This is a genomic window from Amycolatopsis sp. Poz14 (assembly GCF_006704225.1).
Taxonomy (GTDB): Bacteria; Actinomycetota; Actinomycetes; order Mycobacteriales; family Pseudonocardiaceae; genus Amycolatopsis; species Amycolatopsis nivea.
The window spans coordinates 2,775,878-2,792,641 of the sequence record NZ_JACLHD010000001.1 but is presented as its reverse complement, the minus strand read 5'-3'; the positions used below and the strand labels follow the sequence as shown (position 1 = coordinate 2,792,641).

At 70.8% G+C, this 16,764-nt stretch carries 18 protein-coding genes; 10 read left to right on the top strand and 8 right to left on the bottom strand.

Going from position 1 to position 16,764, the window contains the following annotated elements:
- The first annotated feature begins 1 nt into the window (after position 1).
- The 4 genes from FKO37_RS13840 to FKO37_RS13825 all read left to right on the top strand — a co-directional run bounded on the left by FKO37_RS13840 (position 2) and on the right by FKO37_RS13825 (position 4,068).
- The gene (locus tag FKO37_RS13840) at positions 2 to 1,399 is read left to right on the top strand and encodes a PLP-dependent aminotransferase family protein (protein ID WP_238604572.1); all 1,398 of its coding nucleotides are present in this window, start codon (positions 2 to 4) and stop codon (positions 1,397 to 1,399) included.
- Positions 1,400 to 1,620: 221 nt separating this feature from the next.
- Entirely contained in the window at positions 1,621 to 1,797 is a 177-nt protein-coding gene (locus FKO37_RS13835) for a CsbD family protein (RefSeq protein ID WP_009082264.1), read from the top strand.
- 108 nt (positions 1,798 to 1,905) lie between these two features.
- Positions 1,906 to 2,514, top strand: a complete 609-nt coding sequence (locus tag FKO37_RS13830; RefSeq protein WP_037810592.1) for a TetR family transcriptional regulator — start codon at positions 1,906 to 1,908, stop codon at positions 2,512 to 2,514.
- An 18-nt stretch (positions 2,515 to 2,532) separates the two neighbouring features.
- Positions 2,533 to 4,068, top strand: coding sequence for an FAD-dependent monooxygenase (locus tag FKO37_RS13825; protein WP_238604571.1), 1,536 nt, complete (start codon positions 2,533 to 2,535; stop codon positions 4,066 to 4,068).
- Here the strand turns inward: FKO37_RS13825 and FKO37_RS13820 are convergent.
- The gene (locus FKO37_RS13820) at positions 4,040 to 4,849 is read right to left on the bottom strand and encodes a class I SAM-dependent methyltransferase (RefSeq protein ID WP_238604570.1); all 810 of its coding nucleotides are present in this window, start codon (positions 4,847 to 4,849) and stop codon (positions 4,040 to 4,042) included. The two genes, FKO37_RS13825 and FKO37_RS13820, sit on opposite strands and share 29 nt — an antisense overlap.
- Before the next feature lie 23 nt (positions 4,850 to 4,872).
- Positions 4,873 to 5,694, bottom strand: coding sequence for a class I SAM-dependent methyltransferase (locus tag FKO37_RS13815; RefSeq protein WP_238604569.1), 822 nt, complete (start codon positions 5,692 to 5,694; stop codon positions 4,873 to 4,875).
- A 36-nt stretch (positions 5,695 to 5,730) separates the two neighbouring features.
- Between FKO37_RS13815 and FKO37_RS13810 the strand changes: the two genes are divergently transcribed.
- Together FKO37_RS13810 and FKO37_RS13805 are read left to right on the top strand one after the other, a co-directional pair.
- Positions 5,731 to 7,161 carry an FGGY-family carbohydrate kinase gene (locus FKO37_RS13810; RefSeq protein WP_238604568.1) on the top strand — a complete coding sequence of 477 codons (1,431 nt, stop codon included), beginning with the start codon at positions 5,731 to 5,733 and terminating at the stop codon, positions 7,159 to 7,161.
- Positions 7,162 to 7,174: 13 nt separating this feature from the next.
- Positions 7,175 to 7,846 (top strand): S9 family peptidase, encoded by a 672-nt coding sequence (locus FKO37_RS13805; RefSeq protein ID WP_238604567.1) that lies wholly within the window; start codon positions 7,175 to 7,177, stop codon positions 7,844 to 7,846.
- Here FKO37_RS13805 and FKO37_RS47405 read toward each other — a convergent pair.
- The 3 genes from FKO37_RS47405 to FKO37_RS13790 form a co-directional block, all read right to left on the bottom strand.
- A complete protein-coding gene (locus tag FKO37_RS47405) occupies positions 7,839 to 8,543 on the bottom strand; it encodes a zf-HC2 domain-containing protein (protein WP_043836821.1) in 705 nt (234 codons plus the stop codon). The genes FKO37_RS13805 and FKO37_RS47405 overlap by 8 nt on opposite strands.
- Positions 8,540 to 9,079, bottom strand: coding sequence for a sigma-70 family RNA polymerase sigma factor (locus FKO37_RS13795; RefSeq protein WP_037810598.1), 540 nt, complete (start codon positions 9,077 to 9,079; stop codon positions 8,540 to 8,542). The genes FKO37_RS47405 and FKO37_RS13795 overlap by 4 nt, the downstream gene beginning before the upstream one ends.
- An 828-nt stretch (positions 9,080 to 9,907) precedes the next feature.
- On the bottom strand, positions 9,908 to 10,144 hold the full coding sequence (locus FKO37_RS13790) for a hypothetical protein (RefSeq protein WP_043836823.1): 237 nt from the start codon (positions 10,142 to 10,144) through the stop codon (positions 9,908 to 9,910).
- A 127-nt stretch (positions 10,145 to 10,271) separates the two neighbouring features.
- Between FKO37_RS13790 and FKO37_RS13785 the strand changes: the two genes are divergently transcribed.
- The gene (locus FKO37_RS13785) at positions 10,272 to 11,156 is read left to right on the top strand and encodes a DUF3800 domain-containing protein (protein ID WP_238604566.1); all 885 of its coding nucleotides are present in this window, start codon (positions 10,272 to 10,274) and stop codon (positions 11,154 to 11,156) included.
- 19 nt (positions 11,157 to 11,175) lie between these two features.
- Here the strand turns inward: FKO37_RS13785 and FKO37_RS13780 are convergent, their stop codons facing one another.
- The gene (locus FKO37_RS13780) at positions 11,176 to 11,595 is read right to left on the bottom strand and encodes a DUF5709 domain-containing protein (protein ID WP_238604565.1); all 420 of its coding nucleotides are present in this window, start codon (positions 11,593 to 11,595) and stop codon (positions 11,176 to 11,178) included.
- A 71-nt stretch (positions 11,596 to 11,666) separates the two neighbouring features.
- On the opposite strand from FKO37_RS13780, the gene FKO37_RS13775 reads away from it, so the two are divergent.
- The 3 genes from FKO37_RS13775 to FKO37_RS13765 are packed head-to-tail and all read left to right on the top strand — an operon-like array spanning position 11,667 to position 14,760.
- On the top strand, positions 11,667 to 12,740 hold the full coding sequence (locus tag FKO37_RS13775; protein ID WP_238604564.1) for a VanZ family protein: 1,074 nt from the start codon (positions 11,667 to 11,669) through the stop codon (positions 12,738 to 12,740).
- 50 nt (positions 12,741 to 12,790) lie between these two features.
- Complete coding sequence (locus FKO37_RS13770) at positions 12,791 to 14,272, top strand: AlkA N-terminal domain-containing protein (protein WP_238604563.1); 1,482 nt, start codon at positions 12,791 to 12,793, stop codon at positions 14,270 to 14,272.
- Positions 14,269 to 14,760, top strand: a complete 492-nt coding sequence (locus tag FKO37_RS13765; RefSeq protein ID WP_238604562.1) for a methylated-DNA--[protein]-cysteine S-methyltransferase — start codon at positions 14,269 to 14,271, stop codon at positions 14,758 to 14,760. The genes FKO37_RS13770 and FKO37_RS13765 overlap by 4 nt, the downstream gene beginning before the upstream one ends.
- Positions 14,761 to 15,129: 369 nt before the next feature.
- Here the strand turns inward: FKO37_RS13765 and FKO37_RS13760 are convergent, their stop codons facing one another.
- Positions 15,130 to 15,954: an isocitrate lyase/phosphoenolpyruvate mutase family protein gene (locus FKO37_RS13760; protein WP_238604561.1), complete on the bottom strand. Its 825-nt coding sequence runs from the start codon at positions 15,952 to 15,954 to the stop codon at positions 15,130 to 15,132.
- Positions 15,955 to 16,041: 87 nt separating this feature from the next.
- The gene (locus FKO37_RS13755; protein ID WP_238604560.1) at positions 16,042 to 16,674 is read right to left on the bottom strand and encodes a peptide deformylase; all 633 of its coding nucleotides are present in this window, start codon (positions 16,672 to 16,674) and stop codon (positions 16,042 to 16,044) included.
- Between the last annotated feature and the right edge of the window lie 90 nt (positions 16,675 to 16,764).

Sequence of the window (16,764 nt, the reverse complement as noted above, 5' to 3'; positions counted from 1 at the left end):
CGTGCGCGCGGAGTGGGCCAGTTCGCTGAGTGAAGACCTCCACCTCGACTTGCGCGGGCCTCGCCTGCGCGACGGCCTGATGGAGGCCCTGCGCGACGCCATCCGCACCGGACGGCTCACCCCGGGCGCGAAACTGCCGTCCAGCCGCACGCTCGGCGCGGATCTCGGAATCGCCCGGAACACCGTGGCGCAAGCGTATGCGGAACTCGTCGCCGAGGGCTGGCTCACCGCGCGGCAAGGGGCCGCAACCCGGGTTGCCCCGCGCGCCGAGATCGCGCCCGCACCGGCCGTGCCGAAGCCTGTTTCGCGACACCGGATCGTGCACGACCTACGCCCCGGCCAGCCCGATCTGTCCGCGTTCCCCCGCGCGGACTGGCTTAAAGCCGCGCGACGCGCCCTGACCGACGCACCAGACGACGCGTTCGGCTACGGCGGTCCGTACGGCCGTCCAGAGCTACGTGAGGCCGTAGCCGCGTACCTCGCCCGTACGCGCGGCGTACGCGCACACCCGGACCAGATCATGCTCTGCACCGGTACGTCGCACAGTCTCATCGTGCTCGCCGAAGTACTGAAGCAACGTGAAACGCGAGCAGTCGCCGTCGAGTCGTACGGCCTGCAGGTACATCGCGCGCATCTCGCGAAGGTCGGCCTCGACACTCCGCAGCTGCCGGTGGACGCCGACGGCGCGAAGGTCGAACGCCTCGACGACCTGCCCGCCGTCGGCGCGGTATTGCTGACGCCGTCGCACCAGTTCCCCACCGGCGTCGCGCTGCATCCGGACCGCCGCGCCGCGGTGGTGGACTGGGCGCGCCGGACCGGCGGCCTGGTGCTGGAGGACGACTACGACGGCGAGTTCCGCTACGACCGCAGCCCGGTCGGCGCGATGCAGGGACTAGACCCGGAGCACGTGATTTACCTTGGCACCACAAGCAAAGCGCTCGCCCCGGGCCTCCGGCTGGGCTGGATGGTGCTGCCGCCGCGGATCGCCAGGGCCGCCGCCGAGGTCAAGGGCGACCGCGACCCGTTCTCCGGCGTGCTCGACCAGCTCGTCATGGCCGAATTCATCACTTCGGGCAGCTACGACCGGCACATCCGCGCGATGCGGCTGCACTACCGCCGCCGGCGCGACCAGCTCGTCGCGGCACTGGCCGAGCACGCGCCGAACACGCGGGTGACCGGGCTTTCCGCCGGTTTGCAGGTGCTGGTGGACGTCCCGTCCGGCGAGGAAGACGCGGTGGTGCAAGGGTCCGCGTGGCAGGGGCTGGCCATGCACGGGCTCGGCGCGTTCCGCCATCCCGACGCGCCCGCGGACCGCGACGCGCTGGTGATCGGCTACAGCACCCCGTCGGCCAGCGCGTGGTCGGGCGCGCTGGCGGCGCTGTGCCGGGTGCTGCCCTAGGTCACTCGACGCCGAGCCTGACCTCGGTCGATTTCACCAGCGCGGCGACCGGGATCTCCTTTCGCAACTGGACAGAACGCTTTCACAGCAAAGGGAAACCCGCCGCTTCGCCGACGTCGGTTGCGAGGTTTCGAGGCGGTTCGCGCCGGGCACCGATTCGCGAGTTTGGCGCCCGGCAGAGCGGGTAGCCGAAGCGCGAGGCACGAAAGGGAGGACCCATCGTGAACGACAAAGCCGAGAACAAGGCCGAAGAGCTCAAGGGCCGCGCCAAGGAAGCCGTAGGCAACGCCACGGACAACGAGCAGTGGCAGGCCGAAGGCAAGGCGGAGCAGGGCAAGGGCAACCTCAAGCAGGCCGCCGAGAAGGTCAAGGACGCGTTCAAGAGCACGAAGGACTGACGCGTCGGCGAAGCCCGGGGCATCCGTGCCCCGGGCTTCTTCGTGCCCCCAAACTTGCGTAACGCGCAAACTTTGCGCGTCACGCAAGTAGCGCGCTATGGTGGTCTCATGACCGAGCGACCGAACCTGCGAGACCGCCGCCGCCAAGAGACCCGGGTCGACATCTCCTGGGCGGCAGTCCGGCTCACAGTCGAGCGCGGTCTGTCGAACGTGACAATCGAGGACATCGCCCGCGAAGCGGGAGTTTCGCCGCGCACCGTCAACAACTACTTCTCCAGCAAGGCCGAAGCGATCGTCGCCCGGCACCAGGACCGGGCTCGCGGGATCGCTGATCACCTCCGCGCGCGCCCGGCGTCGGAACCGCTGTGGACCGCGCTGCGGGAGGCGTCGCTCATGCAGCTCGACGCCGACCGCGGCACCTCCCCCGGCGGCGGCAACGATCCGCAGTGGACGGCCGGCGTCCAGGTCATGATCGCCGAACCCGCGCTGGCGGGCGAATTCCTCAAAGCCAATGTCGCGGCCGAAGAAGCACTGGCCGAGGCGATCGCGGAACGCCTCGGCGCGGACGTCCACGATCTCCGCGTCCAGCTCATCGCCACCACCGCGGGCGGCGTGCTGCGGGCAGTCATCCAGGAGTGGCTGCGCACCGCCCCGTCCGCGGACCTGACCGCCATCGTGCACCGGGCGTTCGACACGCTCGCCGAGGTGCTTCCCTGATCCCGCAAGGAGATCCCCATGTCCGACATCGTCATCGCGGGCGCCGGGCCGAACGGCCTGATGCTCGCCGCCGAACTCTGCCTCGCCGGGGTCCGCCCCATTGTCCTCGAACGGCTCGCCGAACCTGAGGGGCTGCGCCGCGCCAACGGTCTCGTCGGCCAGGTGGTGCCGCTGCTGCACCGGCGCGGGCTGTTCGAGAAGCTCGCCGCGGTCCCCGAACCCACGCCGGTCCCGAGGTTCGTCTTCGGCGCGTTCCCGGTCGAATTCGCCGATCTGCCCAGAAATCCGATGTACATCCTGCCGAAGCCGCAGCACGAACTGGAGGAGATGCTGATCGAGCACATCCGCGCGCTCGGCGCCGATCTCCGCCGCGGCCACGAAATCACCGGCTTCACCCAAAACGAGAACTCGGTGACCGTGCAGGTGCAGGGACCGGATGGGCCCTACGAACTCGGTGCCGAGTACCTGGTCGGCGCGGACGGCGGACGCAGCACGGTGCGCAAGCTCGCCGGAATCGACTTTCCCGGGGTCAGCTGGGACGAAACCGTCTCCCGCAGCGCGAACGTGCGGATCCCGCAGTCCTTCGTCGATCCGGTGACCGGCGGGCTGAAGCTGGAAACGGGCGTCATCCCGCCGTTCCAGCACCACCGGACGGAAACCGGGTTGTTCGTGTTCGCGCCGTTCGATCCGGCGAACCCGGCGCTGTCAGTCACCGAACACAGCGGCGCCGCCGATTTCGCCGAGGACGATCCGCTGACCATGGAAGAACTGCGCGCGAGCGTGCAGCGGGTGCTTGGGGTCGATTTGCCGCTCGAACCGCCGTCCGGTCCCGGTCCGTTCCTGCTGCGCAGGCTGTCCGGCGGCAACACCCGGATCGCCGAGACCTACCGGCGGGGCCGGGTGCTGCTGGTCGGCGACGCGGCCCACGTGCATTCCGCACTCGGCGGCCCGGGGCTCAACCTCGGTCTGCAGGACGCGGCGAACCTCGCGTGGAAGCTCGCCGCGGAGGTCCGGGGCTGGGCTCCGCCGGGGCTGCTCGACAGCTACGAAGCCGAACGCCGCCCGGTGAGCGAGCGCGTCGTGATGCACACCCAGGCGCAGAGCGCGCTCGTCGCGCCCGGGCCGGAAGTCACCGCGCTGCGCGAATTCTTCGTCGAACTGCTCGGCTCTCCGGATACGCGGCAGCACATCGCCGACCTGATGTCCGGCGCGGACATCCACTACGGCACCGACCCGGACAGCGGCCGGTGGGCTCCCGACTTGCCGCTCGCCGACCCAGGCCCACTGACCGCCGCGTACCAAGCCGCGCGCCCGGTACTGCTGGACCTGACGGCCGGCGCAGTGCTCGCCGACGTCGCCGCGCCATGGGAAGACCGCGTCACCACCGTGTCCACCACGGCGACCGGCGACGCACCCACCGCGCTGCTCATCCGTCCGGACGGTTACGTCGCCTGGTCCTCCACGGACGCCGAGCCGGACGTCGAAGCGCTGCGAACCGCGCTCACGCAGTGGTTCGGCGCACCGGTCAGGTCAGCCGTGTCGTCGCCACGTTGACGAGTGCCCCGGCCGGGAGCGTGCCGTCCGGGGTCACCAGCGGCCGGGACGCCACCTTGAACGCGGTCCGCAGCCCCAGCAACTGCGTCTCGTCCAGGGCTTCGACCTGGTAGTAGGTGTCGTGGCAGGTCTGCCAGACCGAATCCGGCGTGCCGGAGAGGTCCACCCGCAGCTGGTGCCATTCGACCGGCGCGAAACCGGCCGGGCCGAGCAGCGCGTCGAGGCCTTCGCGGGTGCGGCTGCGCGGGTCGCCGGAGGTCGGCACCTGCCGGTCTTCGGCCACCACGGCGAAGAGCGGCCGGGCGACCTTCAGGAACACCTCGAGGGCGTCGGTCCCGCCGCCGCCCACGCCGATCACGAAGGCACCGCCGGGCCGCAGCACGCGGGCGGTCTCGGCGATCACCTTCTCGACATCGGACATGAGCATCAGCGCCATGTGCGACACGACCGCGTCGTAGCTGTCGTCCTCGAACGGCAGTTCCTGCGCGCGGCCGGGTCGCAGGTCCGCGTCGGCGAGCCCGGCCCGGGCGCGCGCGACCTCCAGCTGCTTGGCGGAAAGGTCGATGCCGGCGAGCTTTCCGGTACCGCGACCGGCGAGCACCGCCAGCAGTGCGCCGTCCCCGCAGCCGAGGTCGAGCACGCTGTCCGGCGTGCCGACGTGGTCGGCGAACGCCTCGTACACCGAGCGTCCGTCGACCCGGCCCCGCTCGGCCAGTTCGGACGCGGCTGCCGGGTTCCGGTCGTGAAAATCGCGGAGGAACTCTTCGGCAGGCGTCATCATGTCCGAGACGGTAGCGCGAACGGTCACTTCAGCAGTTCCGTTTTCGCCAGGTTGACGCACAGCCCCGCCGGAAGGAGGCCGTCCGCGGTGCGCAGGTGCTCGGTCTCGGCGAAGAAGGACGAGCGGAGCCGGGCCAGCTGAGCGGCATCGAGGGTGTCGGTCGAGTAATACGATTCGCAGCACAACGTCCACACCTCCTCCGGCGCGGCGGTCAGGTCGATCTCGTACGGCTCCCAGGAAACCGGCGCGAACCCGGCCGGAGCGAGCACCTCGTCGATCCCCTCGCGGTTCGATGTGCGCCGCTCGGCGGTGTAGGTAGCACGCCGTTCCTCCGGCACCTCGCGGAACAACGGCCGGGCCAATTCGAGAAACACCGGCGTCGCGCCCGTCGACTCAGGACCGCCGACGACCAACGCGAAGGTTCCGCGCGAAACCAGCACCCGCGCGAGCTCGGCGGCGACCGCCTCGGGGTCGTCCATGAGCATGAAGGCCATGTGCGACACAGCCGCGTCGTAACTGTCATCCTCGAACGGCAGCTCCTGCGCGCGACCGTGATGCAGCCTCGCGTCGGCCAGCTCGGGCCGTTGCCGGGCAAGGTCCAGCTGCCCCGAGGACAGGTCGACACCAGCGAGCTTTTCCGCGCCACGGCGGGCGAAAACGGCCAGCAGCGCACCGTCGCCGCAGCCGAGATCGAGCACCCGGCGCGCGGGCGCGACCCGGTCGGCCAGCACCTCGTAACTCGTCCGGCCGTCCCCGGTCACCCGGCCGGACTCGATCAGCACGGACATCGCGTCCGGTTTGCGATCGTGGTACTCGCGCAGGTAATTCTCCGCGGCAGAGGTCATGCACCGACGGTAGCGAATTCCTGGTACCCCTGTGGCATGGACGAAGAAGCTCTGCTCGGCATCGACGTCGGCACGACCGCGGTGAAAGTCGCGGCGTTCGCGGCGGACGGCCGGGAACTCGCGGCGCATTCGGTGCCCTACCCGATCGCGCGGCCGCGTCCCGGCTGGGCCGAACAGGACCCGGAAGACTGGTGGCACGCAACGGAAACCGCGCTCCGCACGGTCCTTTCCGGACTCCCCGCCGGTGCGGTGCGCGCGGCCGGGATCGTCAGCCAAGTCAACACCCACCTCCTCGTCGACCGAGACCTGCGGCCGCTCACCCCGGCGGTGATCTGGCAGGACCAGCGCTGCGCGGAGGTCGCCGCGGAACTCGACGCACGCTTCACCGACGACGACAAAAAACGCATCTGGGGCGGGCCGATCGTGCTCGATGCGTCGTTCGCGGGGGCCCGCGCCGTGTGGTTCGCGCGCGAGCAACCGGAGCTGTGGTCCCGTGCGCGATGGATGCTGAGCCCCAAGGACTTCATCGGCGCGCGGCTCACCGGACGCGTCGCGACCGACCTGCTGTCCGGCGTGCGCATCGCGGGCGCGTCGGGTTATCTGCCCGAAGCGGTCGCCCTCGTGGACGGACTCGGCGACCGGCTGCCGGAACTGCTCGCTCCCGAGGAACCTCTCGGTCACGCTGCCGTACTGGGCGACGCCCCGGTTGTCGTCGGAACCATGGACGCGTTCGGCGCCGTTTTCGGTACCCGCACAACAGAACCCGGCCGCGCCATGGTCACCTGCGGGACGTCGCTGGTCGTCGCGGCCGCCTCGCACCGGCACGAATCGGTCCGCGGCCTGGTCACCTTCCCGCCCCGCGGCGATCTCGTCGTGCACGCCGGACCAACGCAAGCAGCGGGCGACGCGGTGCGCTGGTGGAGCCGAGCGTCCGGACTGTCCGTACCGGACGTGTTCGCTTCCGCCGCGGACGGCAGGCCCGGAGTGGTTTTCCTGCCGCACCTGCAAGGCGAACGCGCCCCGCTGTGGGATCCGGGTCTGCGCGGCAGCTTCCTCGGGCTGACGTCGTCCACCACCACCGCGGACCTGTCGCGAGCCGTCCTCGCCGGAGTCGCGTTCTCCGCACGGCACGTGCTGGAAACCGTCGAAGAAGCCTGCGGCGAAACCCTTCCGTCCGTCACCTTCTCCGGCGGCGGCGCACGCAGCGACCTCTGGACCCAGCTCCACGCCGACGCGCTGTCCCGCCCCGTCGAACGCCTCCGCGTGCACGACAGCGCAGCGCTCGGTGCCGCCCTGCTCGGCGCAGTCGGCGCGGACCGGTACCCGGACGTCAAAACTGCCGCCGCCGCGACCGTCGCCGTCGAGCGCACCTTCACCCCGGACACGGACCTGACCGGCCTGTACGAGGCGTATCGCGCGGCGCACGAAGGGCTGGCACGAGTGCACGAACGGCTGGCGCGATGGTGATCTAATGGCCAGCATGGAGACCCTCCGCTACGGCAGCGAGCCCAGCCAGTTCGTGGAACTTCACGGCACCCCGGGCGGGCGAGGCACCGCGATCCTGCTCCACGGCGGATGGTGGCGCGCCCGGCACGACCTGCACCAGCTCGACCCGATGGCCGCCGACCTGGTCGCCGCGGGCTGGTACGTGGCGAACGTCGAGTACCGCCGCATCGACGGCGACACCGGCGGCTGGCCGCGAACCCTGGACGACGTGCGCGCCGCGATCGCCGCCGTCGACCGTCCGGCCGAGCTGCCGACGGTCGCGATCGGACACTCCGCGGGCGGACACCTGGCGCTGCTGACCGGCGGACTTTCCGGGGTCGTCGCGCTGGCCCCGATCACCGACGTCCCGCGCGCCCGGGCCGAGGAACTGGGCGAAGGCGCCGCCGGACTGTTCCTGACTGGCGACGACCCCGCGGCGTCGCCGATCCAGCAGCTCCCGCTCGGCTGCCCGCAACTGGTCGTGCAAGGCGACGCCGACGTCCGGGTCCCCGTTGCGCACAGCCGCGACTACGTGGCCGCGGCGAAGGCGGCCGGCGACGACGTGGACTACGTCGAACTTCCCGGCGTCGACCACTTCCGCCTGATCGACCCGGCCGACGAGCCGTGGCAGTCCGCCCGCGAATGGCTCGACCGGCGGTTCAGCTGACGTCCGCCTCGACGAACCGGTGCCCGGCGGTGTTCTCGATGACCACCGCCGCCACCTGCGCCGGATCGATCACCGCCGTTCCGTAGAGGTACGCGCCGTCCCGCGCCGCCCGCTCCGAGACCATCCAGCCGCCCGCGACCTGCCGCTCGCCGTTCTTGCTGAGTACGACGAGCAGGCATTTCTGTCCAGCCGGAATGCCCGTCACCGAACCGTCCACGCGCACCCAGCCGGTTTGCGGCACGATGTTCGCGGTCAGCCGGGTCTTGCCGCTGGCATCCGCACCGGAAACGACCCGCGTGCCAGGAACCGCACTGGTCGGCGGCGGCGTAGTCGGCACCGCCACCGCGGGCCCGGACGAACTCCGCCCCACCATCACCCCGACGCCCAACGCGACCGCAGCCACCACGACCGCGGCGACGATCGCCATCGACCGCCCCCGCCCAGCCCGCGCGCTCGACTCCGCCCGGACCTGGCCGACGGTCCGCTGCAACACCAAGTCCGCCCCCACCGGCGGCCCGTCCAGCAATGCCTCCGGCGGCAGTTCGCCGAGGAAACTCTGCACCTCCCGCAGAGACGCGGCCTCCGCCCGGCAGCGCTCGCAGCCGTCCAGATGCGCCTCGACGTCGCGCTGCTCGCCCGAGGCGAGCTGACCGGTCAGGTACCCCGCCAGGTCGACGTGCTCGTCGGCTGTGTTCATCCGGCCACCCCTTCCGCTCGCCGGAACTCTTCCCGCAACGCCCGCAACCCGTAATACGAGCGGGACTTGACCGTGCCCGGCGGGATCCCGAGCCGCTCGGCCGCCTCCGCGACGCTGCGCCCCTGCAGATACATCTGCTCGAGCACCTCGCGATGCTCCGGAGAAAGCCCGTCGAGCGCGGCGAGCACCACCATCGAGTCGACGACCTGATCGGCATGATCCCGCTCGACCGGCCCGCCCGACGGCGACTCGGCCACCTCCTGCGGCCGCGCCTCCTTTGCCCGGAACCGGTCGATCACCAGGTTCCGCACGACGGTGAGCAACCACCCGCGCACCGACCCGCGCCCGTTGACCAGGCTGTCCGGACTCCGCCACGCGCGGACAAGCGCCTCCTGCACCACGTCCTCCGCCGCCGCGCGGTCGCCGAGCAGCCGGGTGGCGTAGGCGAGCATCGCCCGCCCGTGCTCCTCGAAAAGCGCACGGACCAGCGCCTCGTCCGCAACCGCCCGCCGGTGACGGGCCCTGAACCCGGCCATGCCCCCGATCATCCCCCCGGTCGGGCCCGATTGTCGCGCAGCCGAGGTGTGTTGCTTGTTGCCCGGTGCCGGTGCCTCCTGGTTCCTGATGCGCCGAACGGCTCTGGTGCCGCTTAGCCGATCGGTGCGGGCCCCGGTTTTCCTGGTGCCGCTTCCGCAGCGGGCGGCGGCTCCGCGATCGCCGCGGGCCCGTTTTCCTGGTGACGATTCCGCGCTGGACAGCGGCTCTCCGACCGGTGCAGTCCCCCGCCTCTCCCGGCACCGCGTCCGCGCTCGCGGCGACTCCCCGATCGATACCCGCCCACCAGCGTGGTTCCGCCGACACGATCGGGGAACGCGCCGCCTGCGGGCCCCGGACCTGGGCTAAGTTCGCAACTGATCCAGCCGGAAGGCTTGCTCACCAGGTCGGCGCACGCCGGTGTCGTGCACTGGGATCACCGCCCCGGCCGCCCGACCGCCCTGGAGCCGCCGGGAGCGCTGCGCACACCGCCCTCCCGGCGGCTCCGGGGCACCCTGGGGCTGTTTCGTTCCCGGCCCTCGCGGCTCCGACGGGATGGGTTGCAAGGTCCGGGGTGGGTTGTGCTGCGGTTTGTTCCGGAGCAGTTGGGGGTTGCTCGACCACGGCGACTTGCGCTGCAGTTCGCACGCCACGGCCTTCGCGGGTAGTCCAGCTCCGCCGGCGGCGAGTCGTACCGGCGGCCATCGCATCAGGCCGGGTTTCGGCAGAGCACGACGGCGGTCACCCACCGCCCAGTACCTCTCCCCAGCCGCCGTTCAAGCACCCAGCCCACCGCCCCGCCCCCGCGAGCCCGTCAGTCCACAAAGGACTCAAGCGGCAGCAACACCGAGATCCGTCAGCACGACCGGGCTCGCCGGCGCCCCTCGGCGGCGGGCGATTCTCACCAGGCCCCGGCGGCGCAAGCGGTCCATCGCCTGCGTCTCCCACAGCGGGACCCGCCCGCCGACCGACCACAGGTAGCACTCCCCGGCTAATCCGTTGTGGACCACCACCAGCCCGCGCCGGACGTCGTCCAGTGCGTGTACGTCCTCCTCGACGAGCACCATGACCGGCTCCCTCCGTCCCCTTCATGGTGAAACGTCCGGGACCGCCCGCACATCCGGGAATCCACCTCAGGGGTTCCCTGGAGAAATGGGGTCGCCCCCGCCCCGCGGACCTGGCAGGATCGGGCAGGTGCGGCCGCCGACGATCGCGTGCGACGAGTCCGGCTCCGAGGGCGTGAACCTGATCGGCGCGAACACCGCGGTATTCGCGCACGCCGCCGTCCGGCTGGAGCCCGGGGCTGCCGCGGAATGTGTTGCGCGGCTGCGGGAATTCATCGGTTCGCCCGCGCTCGAGTACAAAGCAAACCATCTCCTGCGCGCCAAGAACCGCGCTGCCCTGGAGTGGCTGCTCACCGAACCCCTCGCCGACGCCGCCAGCGTCCTGCTCGTCGACAAAACCCTGTTCCTCGCGGGCAAAATCGTCGACCTGCTCGTCGACCGGACCCCCTACCCGGAATGCCTGCGCCACCGTCCGGACGGCCGCGCCCGCGCCTTGCACCGAGACGGCCCGCGCATTCACGGCACCCGGCGCTGGACCGAATTCCTGCGCTCGTTCACCGGGCTGCTGCGCACCTCGAACCGCCGCCTCCCCGCGACCACCCCCGCAGAGTTCTTCGCCCAGACGGACGTCCTCGGCGAACTAGTCGCAGCTCGCCCGCAGGTGACTGCACTCCGCGACGAACTCCTCGCCGACCCTGGTCTCGTCTCGCCGATCGACCCGTTGATGCCCGCGCTCGCCGACACGATCGCGTTCTGGCGTCCGGAACTGGTCATCCACGACGAGCAGCCGTCCCTCACTCCGGCCCGGCTCGCCCAGCTGCTCGATCCGGTGCCGCGGTGGCGATTCGTCGACTCGAGGTCCGAACCGCGGGTCCAGCTGGCCGATTTCCTGGCCGGAGTCGCCCGGCGGCTCACCGAGGAATCCCTGCACGGCGGCGGGGACCCGGAACTGGTCAAGCTGCTGCGGCCGTATGTGCTTCCGGCGTCGGTCTGGATCGGGGATCCGGCGGACTAGTCCCGGTGCTGCCGACCGGTCACAAATCCCGCGGGTTGACGACGTGCACCGCGGCTTCCTCCGCCGAGGCCGCGCCTCCGTCGATGCCGATGTCCGAGGCGTACAGCTCGTCTTCGGTGTCCGGGCCGAAGCCCGCGTTGGCGGCCACCAGGCGGCCCGCGCGGAAGTCGCCGACCTCGACGTCCACGAGTTCGCCGTCGGTGTCGTCAGTGTCGCCGAGACCGTCGCCGTCGGTCGCGCGGATGTCCGGGAGTTCGCGGGCCAACCTCCCCGCCCAGCTTTCCCCGGCGGCTTCTTCCGCGGCGGTGGTGCCCCAGTCGCGAGTCGCGAGTGGACGTTCCGGCGGCGAATAACCCTCGTCGTAGGGGTCGCCGTCCTCCAGGGTGTCTTCAGGATCCAGCACGCCGGTGTCGGCGTTGTCTTCGATGTCGTCGTCCACTGCTCCTCCTTCCCGCGTGCCCAGGTTACTGCCGCCCGCTAGCCTGTGCGCTCACGCGGGGTGGAGGAACGATGACTCAGTGGAGCGGTCCCACGCTGATCGCCGTGTTCGCCGGGTTCGGGCTGGCGTTCGTTCTGGTGGTCCCGTACGTCGCGATCAGCTATCGCAAACGCGGCGAGCTCGGCCTGCTGCGCGCGATCGCCGCGCCGGCGTTCCTCGTGTACTGCTTCGCGCTGGTCACCTACACGCTCTTGCCGCTGCCGGACGTGGACGCGGCGTACTGCGCGACGCACGAAGCTCTGCGGCGCCCGGTGTGGAATCCGCTCCAGTTCCTGGAAGACATGCGGCAGTTCAACACCGGGCTACTGGACAATCCCGCGCTGCGCCAGGTGTTGTTCAACGTCGCGTTTTTCGTGCCGTGGGGCGTGTTCGTGCGGCGATTGTTCGGGCGGAGCATCGGTTTCGCCATCGTCACTGGGTTTTTCGTGTCCCTTGCCATCGAGACGACCCAGCTGACCGGCGTGTGGTTCCTGATGGAGTGCCCGTACCGGCTGTTCGACACCGGCGACCTGCTGACCAACACCGTCGGCGCGGGGGTCGGCGCACTTCTCGCGCCCGTGCTGCGGCGCTCTGGACGGCTGCGTCCGGCCGACGAACCGCGCCCGGTCCTCGCCCGGCGACGGCTGCTCGGCATGGTGCTCGACCTGATTTCGGTCACGCTGGTGGGTGTCGTGCTGAGCATGATCGCGCTCGCGGTCCAGTACGTCACGAAGGGCACGCTGCAGAACAACACGCTGATCGACGACGTCCTCGGCCGCTGGGTGCCCACCGCGGTCATGCTGCTGCTCGTGCCGCTGGCGGGCAACGGCGCGACGCCTGGTCAGCGCGCGGTTCTGCTGACGGTGGTCCGCGCGGACGGGCGGCCGCCGTCGATGCTGCAGTCGATCGTCCGGTTCCTGATCGGTTCGGGCGGCTATTTCATCCTGGTCGGCTTGGATTCCGGGTGGACGTCGCTGTGGCTGCTGGCGCATCTGGTGTTCATGGTCTTCACTCGCGGACATCGGGGCCTGACCGGGCTGGTGTGCGGATTGTCGGTCGTCGACACGCGGGCGGTGGACCGGGAGCCGGTTGCCCCGCCAGGGTGATGTCGTTTTTTCGCGAGGTTTCGCGCGCGAGGCGGGGCAGACTGGTCGGCGTGTACGAGGACACCGAACGCTGTATCCGCGCGGTGCAGTCGAAAGACGACCGGTTCGACGGATGGTTCTTCACCGCGGTGCTGACCACGGGGATTTACTGTCGGCCGAGTTGCCCGGTGGTGCCGCCCAAGGTCGAGAACATGCGCTTCTACCCGAGCGCCGCCGCAGCGCAGGCCGCCGGATTCCGCGCCTGCAAACGCTGCCGGCCCGACGCGTCGCCCGGTTCGCCGCTGTGGAACGAACGCGCCGACATGGTGGCGCGCGCGATGCGCCTGATCGGCGACGGGATCGTCGACCGCGAAGGCGTGCAGGGGCTGGCCGCGCGACTCGGGTACAGCGTCCGGCAGGTGGAACGCCAGGTGCAGGCCGAACTGGGCGCGGGTCCGCTCGCCCTCGCCCGGGCCCAGCGTGCCGAGACCGCCCGGTTGCTGATCGAAACCACGACGATGCCGATGAGCGACATCGCGCACGCGGCCGGGTTTTCGAGCATCCGGACGTTCAACGAAACCGTGCGGGCAGTCTTCGCCCTGACGCCGAGCGAACTGCGCTCCCGCGTCCGCGGCGGCAAGCGGACCAAGTCGCAGGGAGTGCTGTCGGTGCGGCTCCCGTTCCGTCGGCCGCTGTGTCCGGACAACCTGTTCGGGCACCTGATCGCCACCGCAGTCCCGGGCGTCGAGGAATGGCGCGACGGCGCTTACCGCCGCACCCTGCGACTGCCGCACGGCCACGGCGTGGTGTCGCTCCGCCCGGAGCTGGACCACGTCGCGTGCCGCCTGAGCCTGACCGACCTGCGCGACCTGGCCGCCGCGATCAGCCGTTGCCGCTGGCTGCTGGACCTGGACGCCGACCCGGTAGCCGTCGACGAACAGCTCGCCACGGACCCGACCCTCGCTCCCCTGGTCGCCGCCGCACCCGGCAGGCGCGTCCCGCGCACGACCGACTCGGCCGAGTTCGCCGTGCGAGCAGTCCTCGGCCAGCAGGTCTCGACCGCGGCCGCCCGCACCCACGCAGCGCGCCTGGTCCTGGCGCACGGCACCCCGATCGAGGACCGGGAAGGCGGCCTGACGCACCTGTTCCCGTCGCCCGAGTCGCTGGCGGAACTGGACCCGGAAACGCTAGCCATGCCGAAATCCCGCCGCGCGACCCTGCTGGGCCTCGTGTCGGCCCTGGTTTCCGGCGACGTCGACCTGACCGCCGGCGGCGATTGGGTCCACGCCCGCGCACAACTGGCCGCCCTGCCCGGCTTCGGCCCGTGGACCGTCGAGAGCATCGCCATGCGCGCCCTCGGCGACCCGGACGCCTTCGTCGCGACCGACCTGGGCGTCAAGATCGCGGCCGAAATCCTAGGCCTGCCAACAAGTCCAGCCGCCTTGATCGCGCACGCCGCCCGGTGGCAGCCTTGGCGCGCGTACGCGGTCCAGCACCTGTGGGCGACCGGCGACCACCCGATCAACCGGATCCCCGCTGAGGAATCGGCATGACCGTGGTGCACACCGTCATCGACAGCCCCGAGGGCCCGCTGACCCTCATGGCCCAAGACGGCGGCCTGGCCGGCCTGTACATCGGCGACGAGCAGTACCGCCCGCCCCGAGCCGCCTTCGGCGACCGGGACGACCGCCCGTTCGCCGCGGCGACCCGTCAGCTGAACGAGTACTTCGCCGGGGATCGGGTCGAGTTCGACCTTCCGTTAGCTTTCAGCGGCACTCCTTTCCAAGAGACGGTGTGGCGGGCGCTCCTGCGGATCCCGTACGGCGAGACGACGACCTACCGAGAACTGGCCGAGTCGATCGGCCGCCCGACGGCGTCCCGTGCGGTCGGCCTGGCGAACGGCCGGAACCCCATCGGCATCGTGGTGCCGTGCCACCGGGTGCTGGGCAGCAACGGATCGCTGACCGGCTACGCGGCTGGGGTGGAGTGCAAGCGGAGGTTGCTGGAACTGGAGCGGGGTAGGCGATTGGTCGCGGGGTGAGTCGGGGGGCGAGTTGGCTGCGGCTGGGGTGGTTGGTTGCGGGGTGAGTTGGCCGGGGCTTGGGTGTTTGGTTGCAGGGTGAGTTGGCCGCGGCTTGGGTGTTTGGTTGCAGGGTGAGTTGGCCGAGGCTTGGGCGGTTGGTTGGTGGGTGAGTTGCGGTCGAGGCGGGCGGCCGGGTCGCGGTTTGGGTGGGGTGAGTTGCGGCTCGGATTGAGGGCAAGCCAGCGTCCCGCCTCGCCCGTCTGCCCCAGCTCACCTCCCCCGTCTGCCCCAGTTCGCCTCGCCGGTCTCTCCAGTTCGCCTCGCCCGCCCGTTCAGATCGCCTGCCCGCGGCGCCCCACTCCAGCGGCTCCCGCCCTCCGCCGAGGGTCAGTTGAACCAGCCGTTCACCGTCCCGAAGTCCAATGCACCCGTCACCTCCCCGTAAGTCCCCTGCTTCAGCACCTCTGCCGCGGCGTGGTGGGCCAGGGAGTAGGCCGCCTGGGCGATGGACGTTCCTACGCTCACCCGGCGCACGCCAGCGGCTGCCAGGTCGGACACTGGGGGCGCACCGGGGCCTGCCATGGCGCTTACCGGGATCGGCGAGGACTTTGCCAGTTCTGCCAGGACTTCGACGTCCGTCAAGCCGGGGACGAAGATGCTGTCCGCTCCGGCGTCGGCGTAGACGCGGGCTCGGGTCAGGACGTCGTCGAAGCGGCCGGTGGGTTCGCCGATTCCGAAGAGGTACACGTCCGTCCTGGCGTTGATCCACAGTTCCGACAGACCGGCCGTCGCGGCGGCGGCGCGGGCTGCGGTGAAGCGTTCTGCCTGTTCATCGGGGGTGAAGAGGGTGGCGGTTCCGGCGCGGGAGTCTTCCAGGTTCACGCCGACTGCGCCCGCCTCCACCACGCCTCGCACGGTTTCGGCGACCGCTGAGGGGGCTAGGCCGTAGCCGCCCTCAATGTCGGCGGTTACTGGGACTTTTACGGCTGCGGCGATTTGGGCGATCACGGTCAGCATTTCCGCCCGCGATAGGTGCTGGCCGTCGCCTCTGGCTAGGGCCCAGGAGACGCCTCCGCTGGTGGTGGCGATCGCGGGGGCACCGGCGCGTTCGATGGCGACTGCGCTGCCTGCGTCCCAGGCGTTCGGCAGCACGAGAACATCAGCCGCGTGCAGTTCGCGGAAGAGATTTGCCTTGTCTTGCAACGAGTTCATCAGGGTCCTCCCCAGTGGCGAGCCCCGGGCGGGGCAACTGCGGAGGAACGTATCAGCGGGCACCGACAAAAACGGGCCGGCGAGAAATCAGGGGAGGTCGAAGCCCAGTTCGCGGGCGGCGTCGGCGGGGGTCGGCTGGGTCCAGCGGCGGGCGACGGCTTCGTGGGTGGACAGCGAGCGCAGTTCGGCTCGGTCCAGGTACAGGATGCCGTGCAGATGGTCGGTCTCGTGTTGGACGATTCGTGCTGGCCAGCCGGACAATTCCTCGTCCAGGGCCGCACCGGTTTCGTCGGTGCCGCGGAGCCGGATCCGCAGGGGGCGCGCGACGACGGCCTGCCATCCGCGCACGCTCAGGCAGCCTTCGAAGAACGCGGCGGTTTCGTCGCCCACTCGGGTGTACTCGGGGTTCACCAGCACGCGGAACGGCAACGGGACGATCCCGCGGGTGGCGAGCGTGGACTCAGCGACGCCGGGGCGGTCGCGGGCGCCGTCCTCGACCACCGCGATCCGGACCGACAGGCCGATCTGCGGAGCCGCGAGACCGACGCCGGGTGCCGCGTGCATGGTCTCCTTCATGCCCGCGATCAGTCCAGACAGCAGTTCGTCGCTCAGTTCGCCCTCGTACGGACGGGCGGCGGCGCGCAGCACTGGGTCGCCTGCCTGCACGATCGGCCACGGCAACGGCTGGGCGAGCAGTTTTTCGACCTGTTCGGCAAGCACCGGCGAACCCCTCTCCAAGGGCAACGGGACAGCGGCATGATCGCACCCGCGCGGAGCACGACACTCGCCCGGGGATCAGGCAAGCTGGCA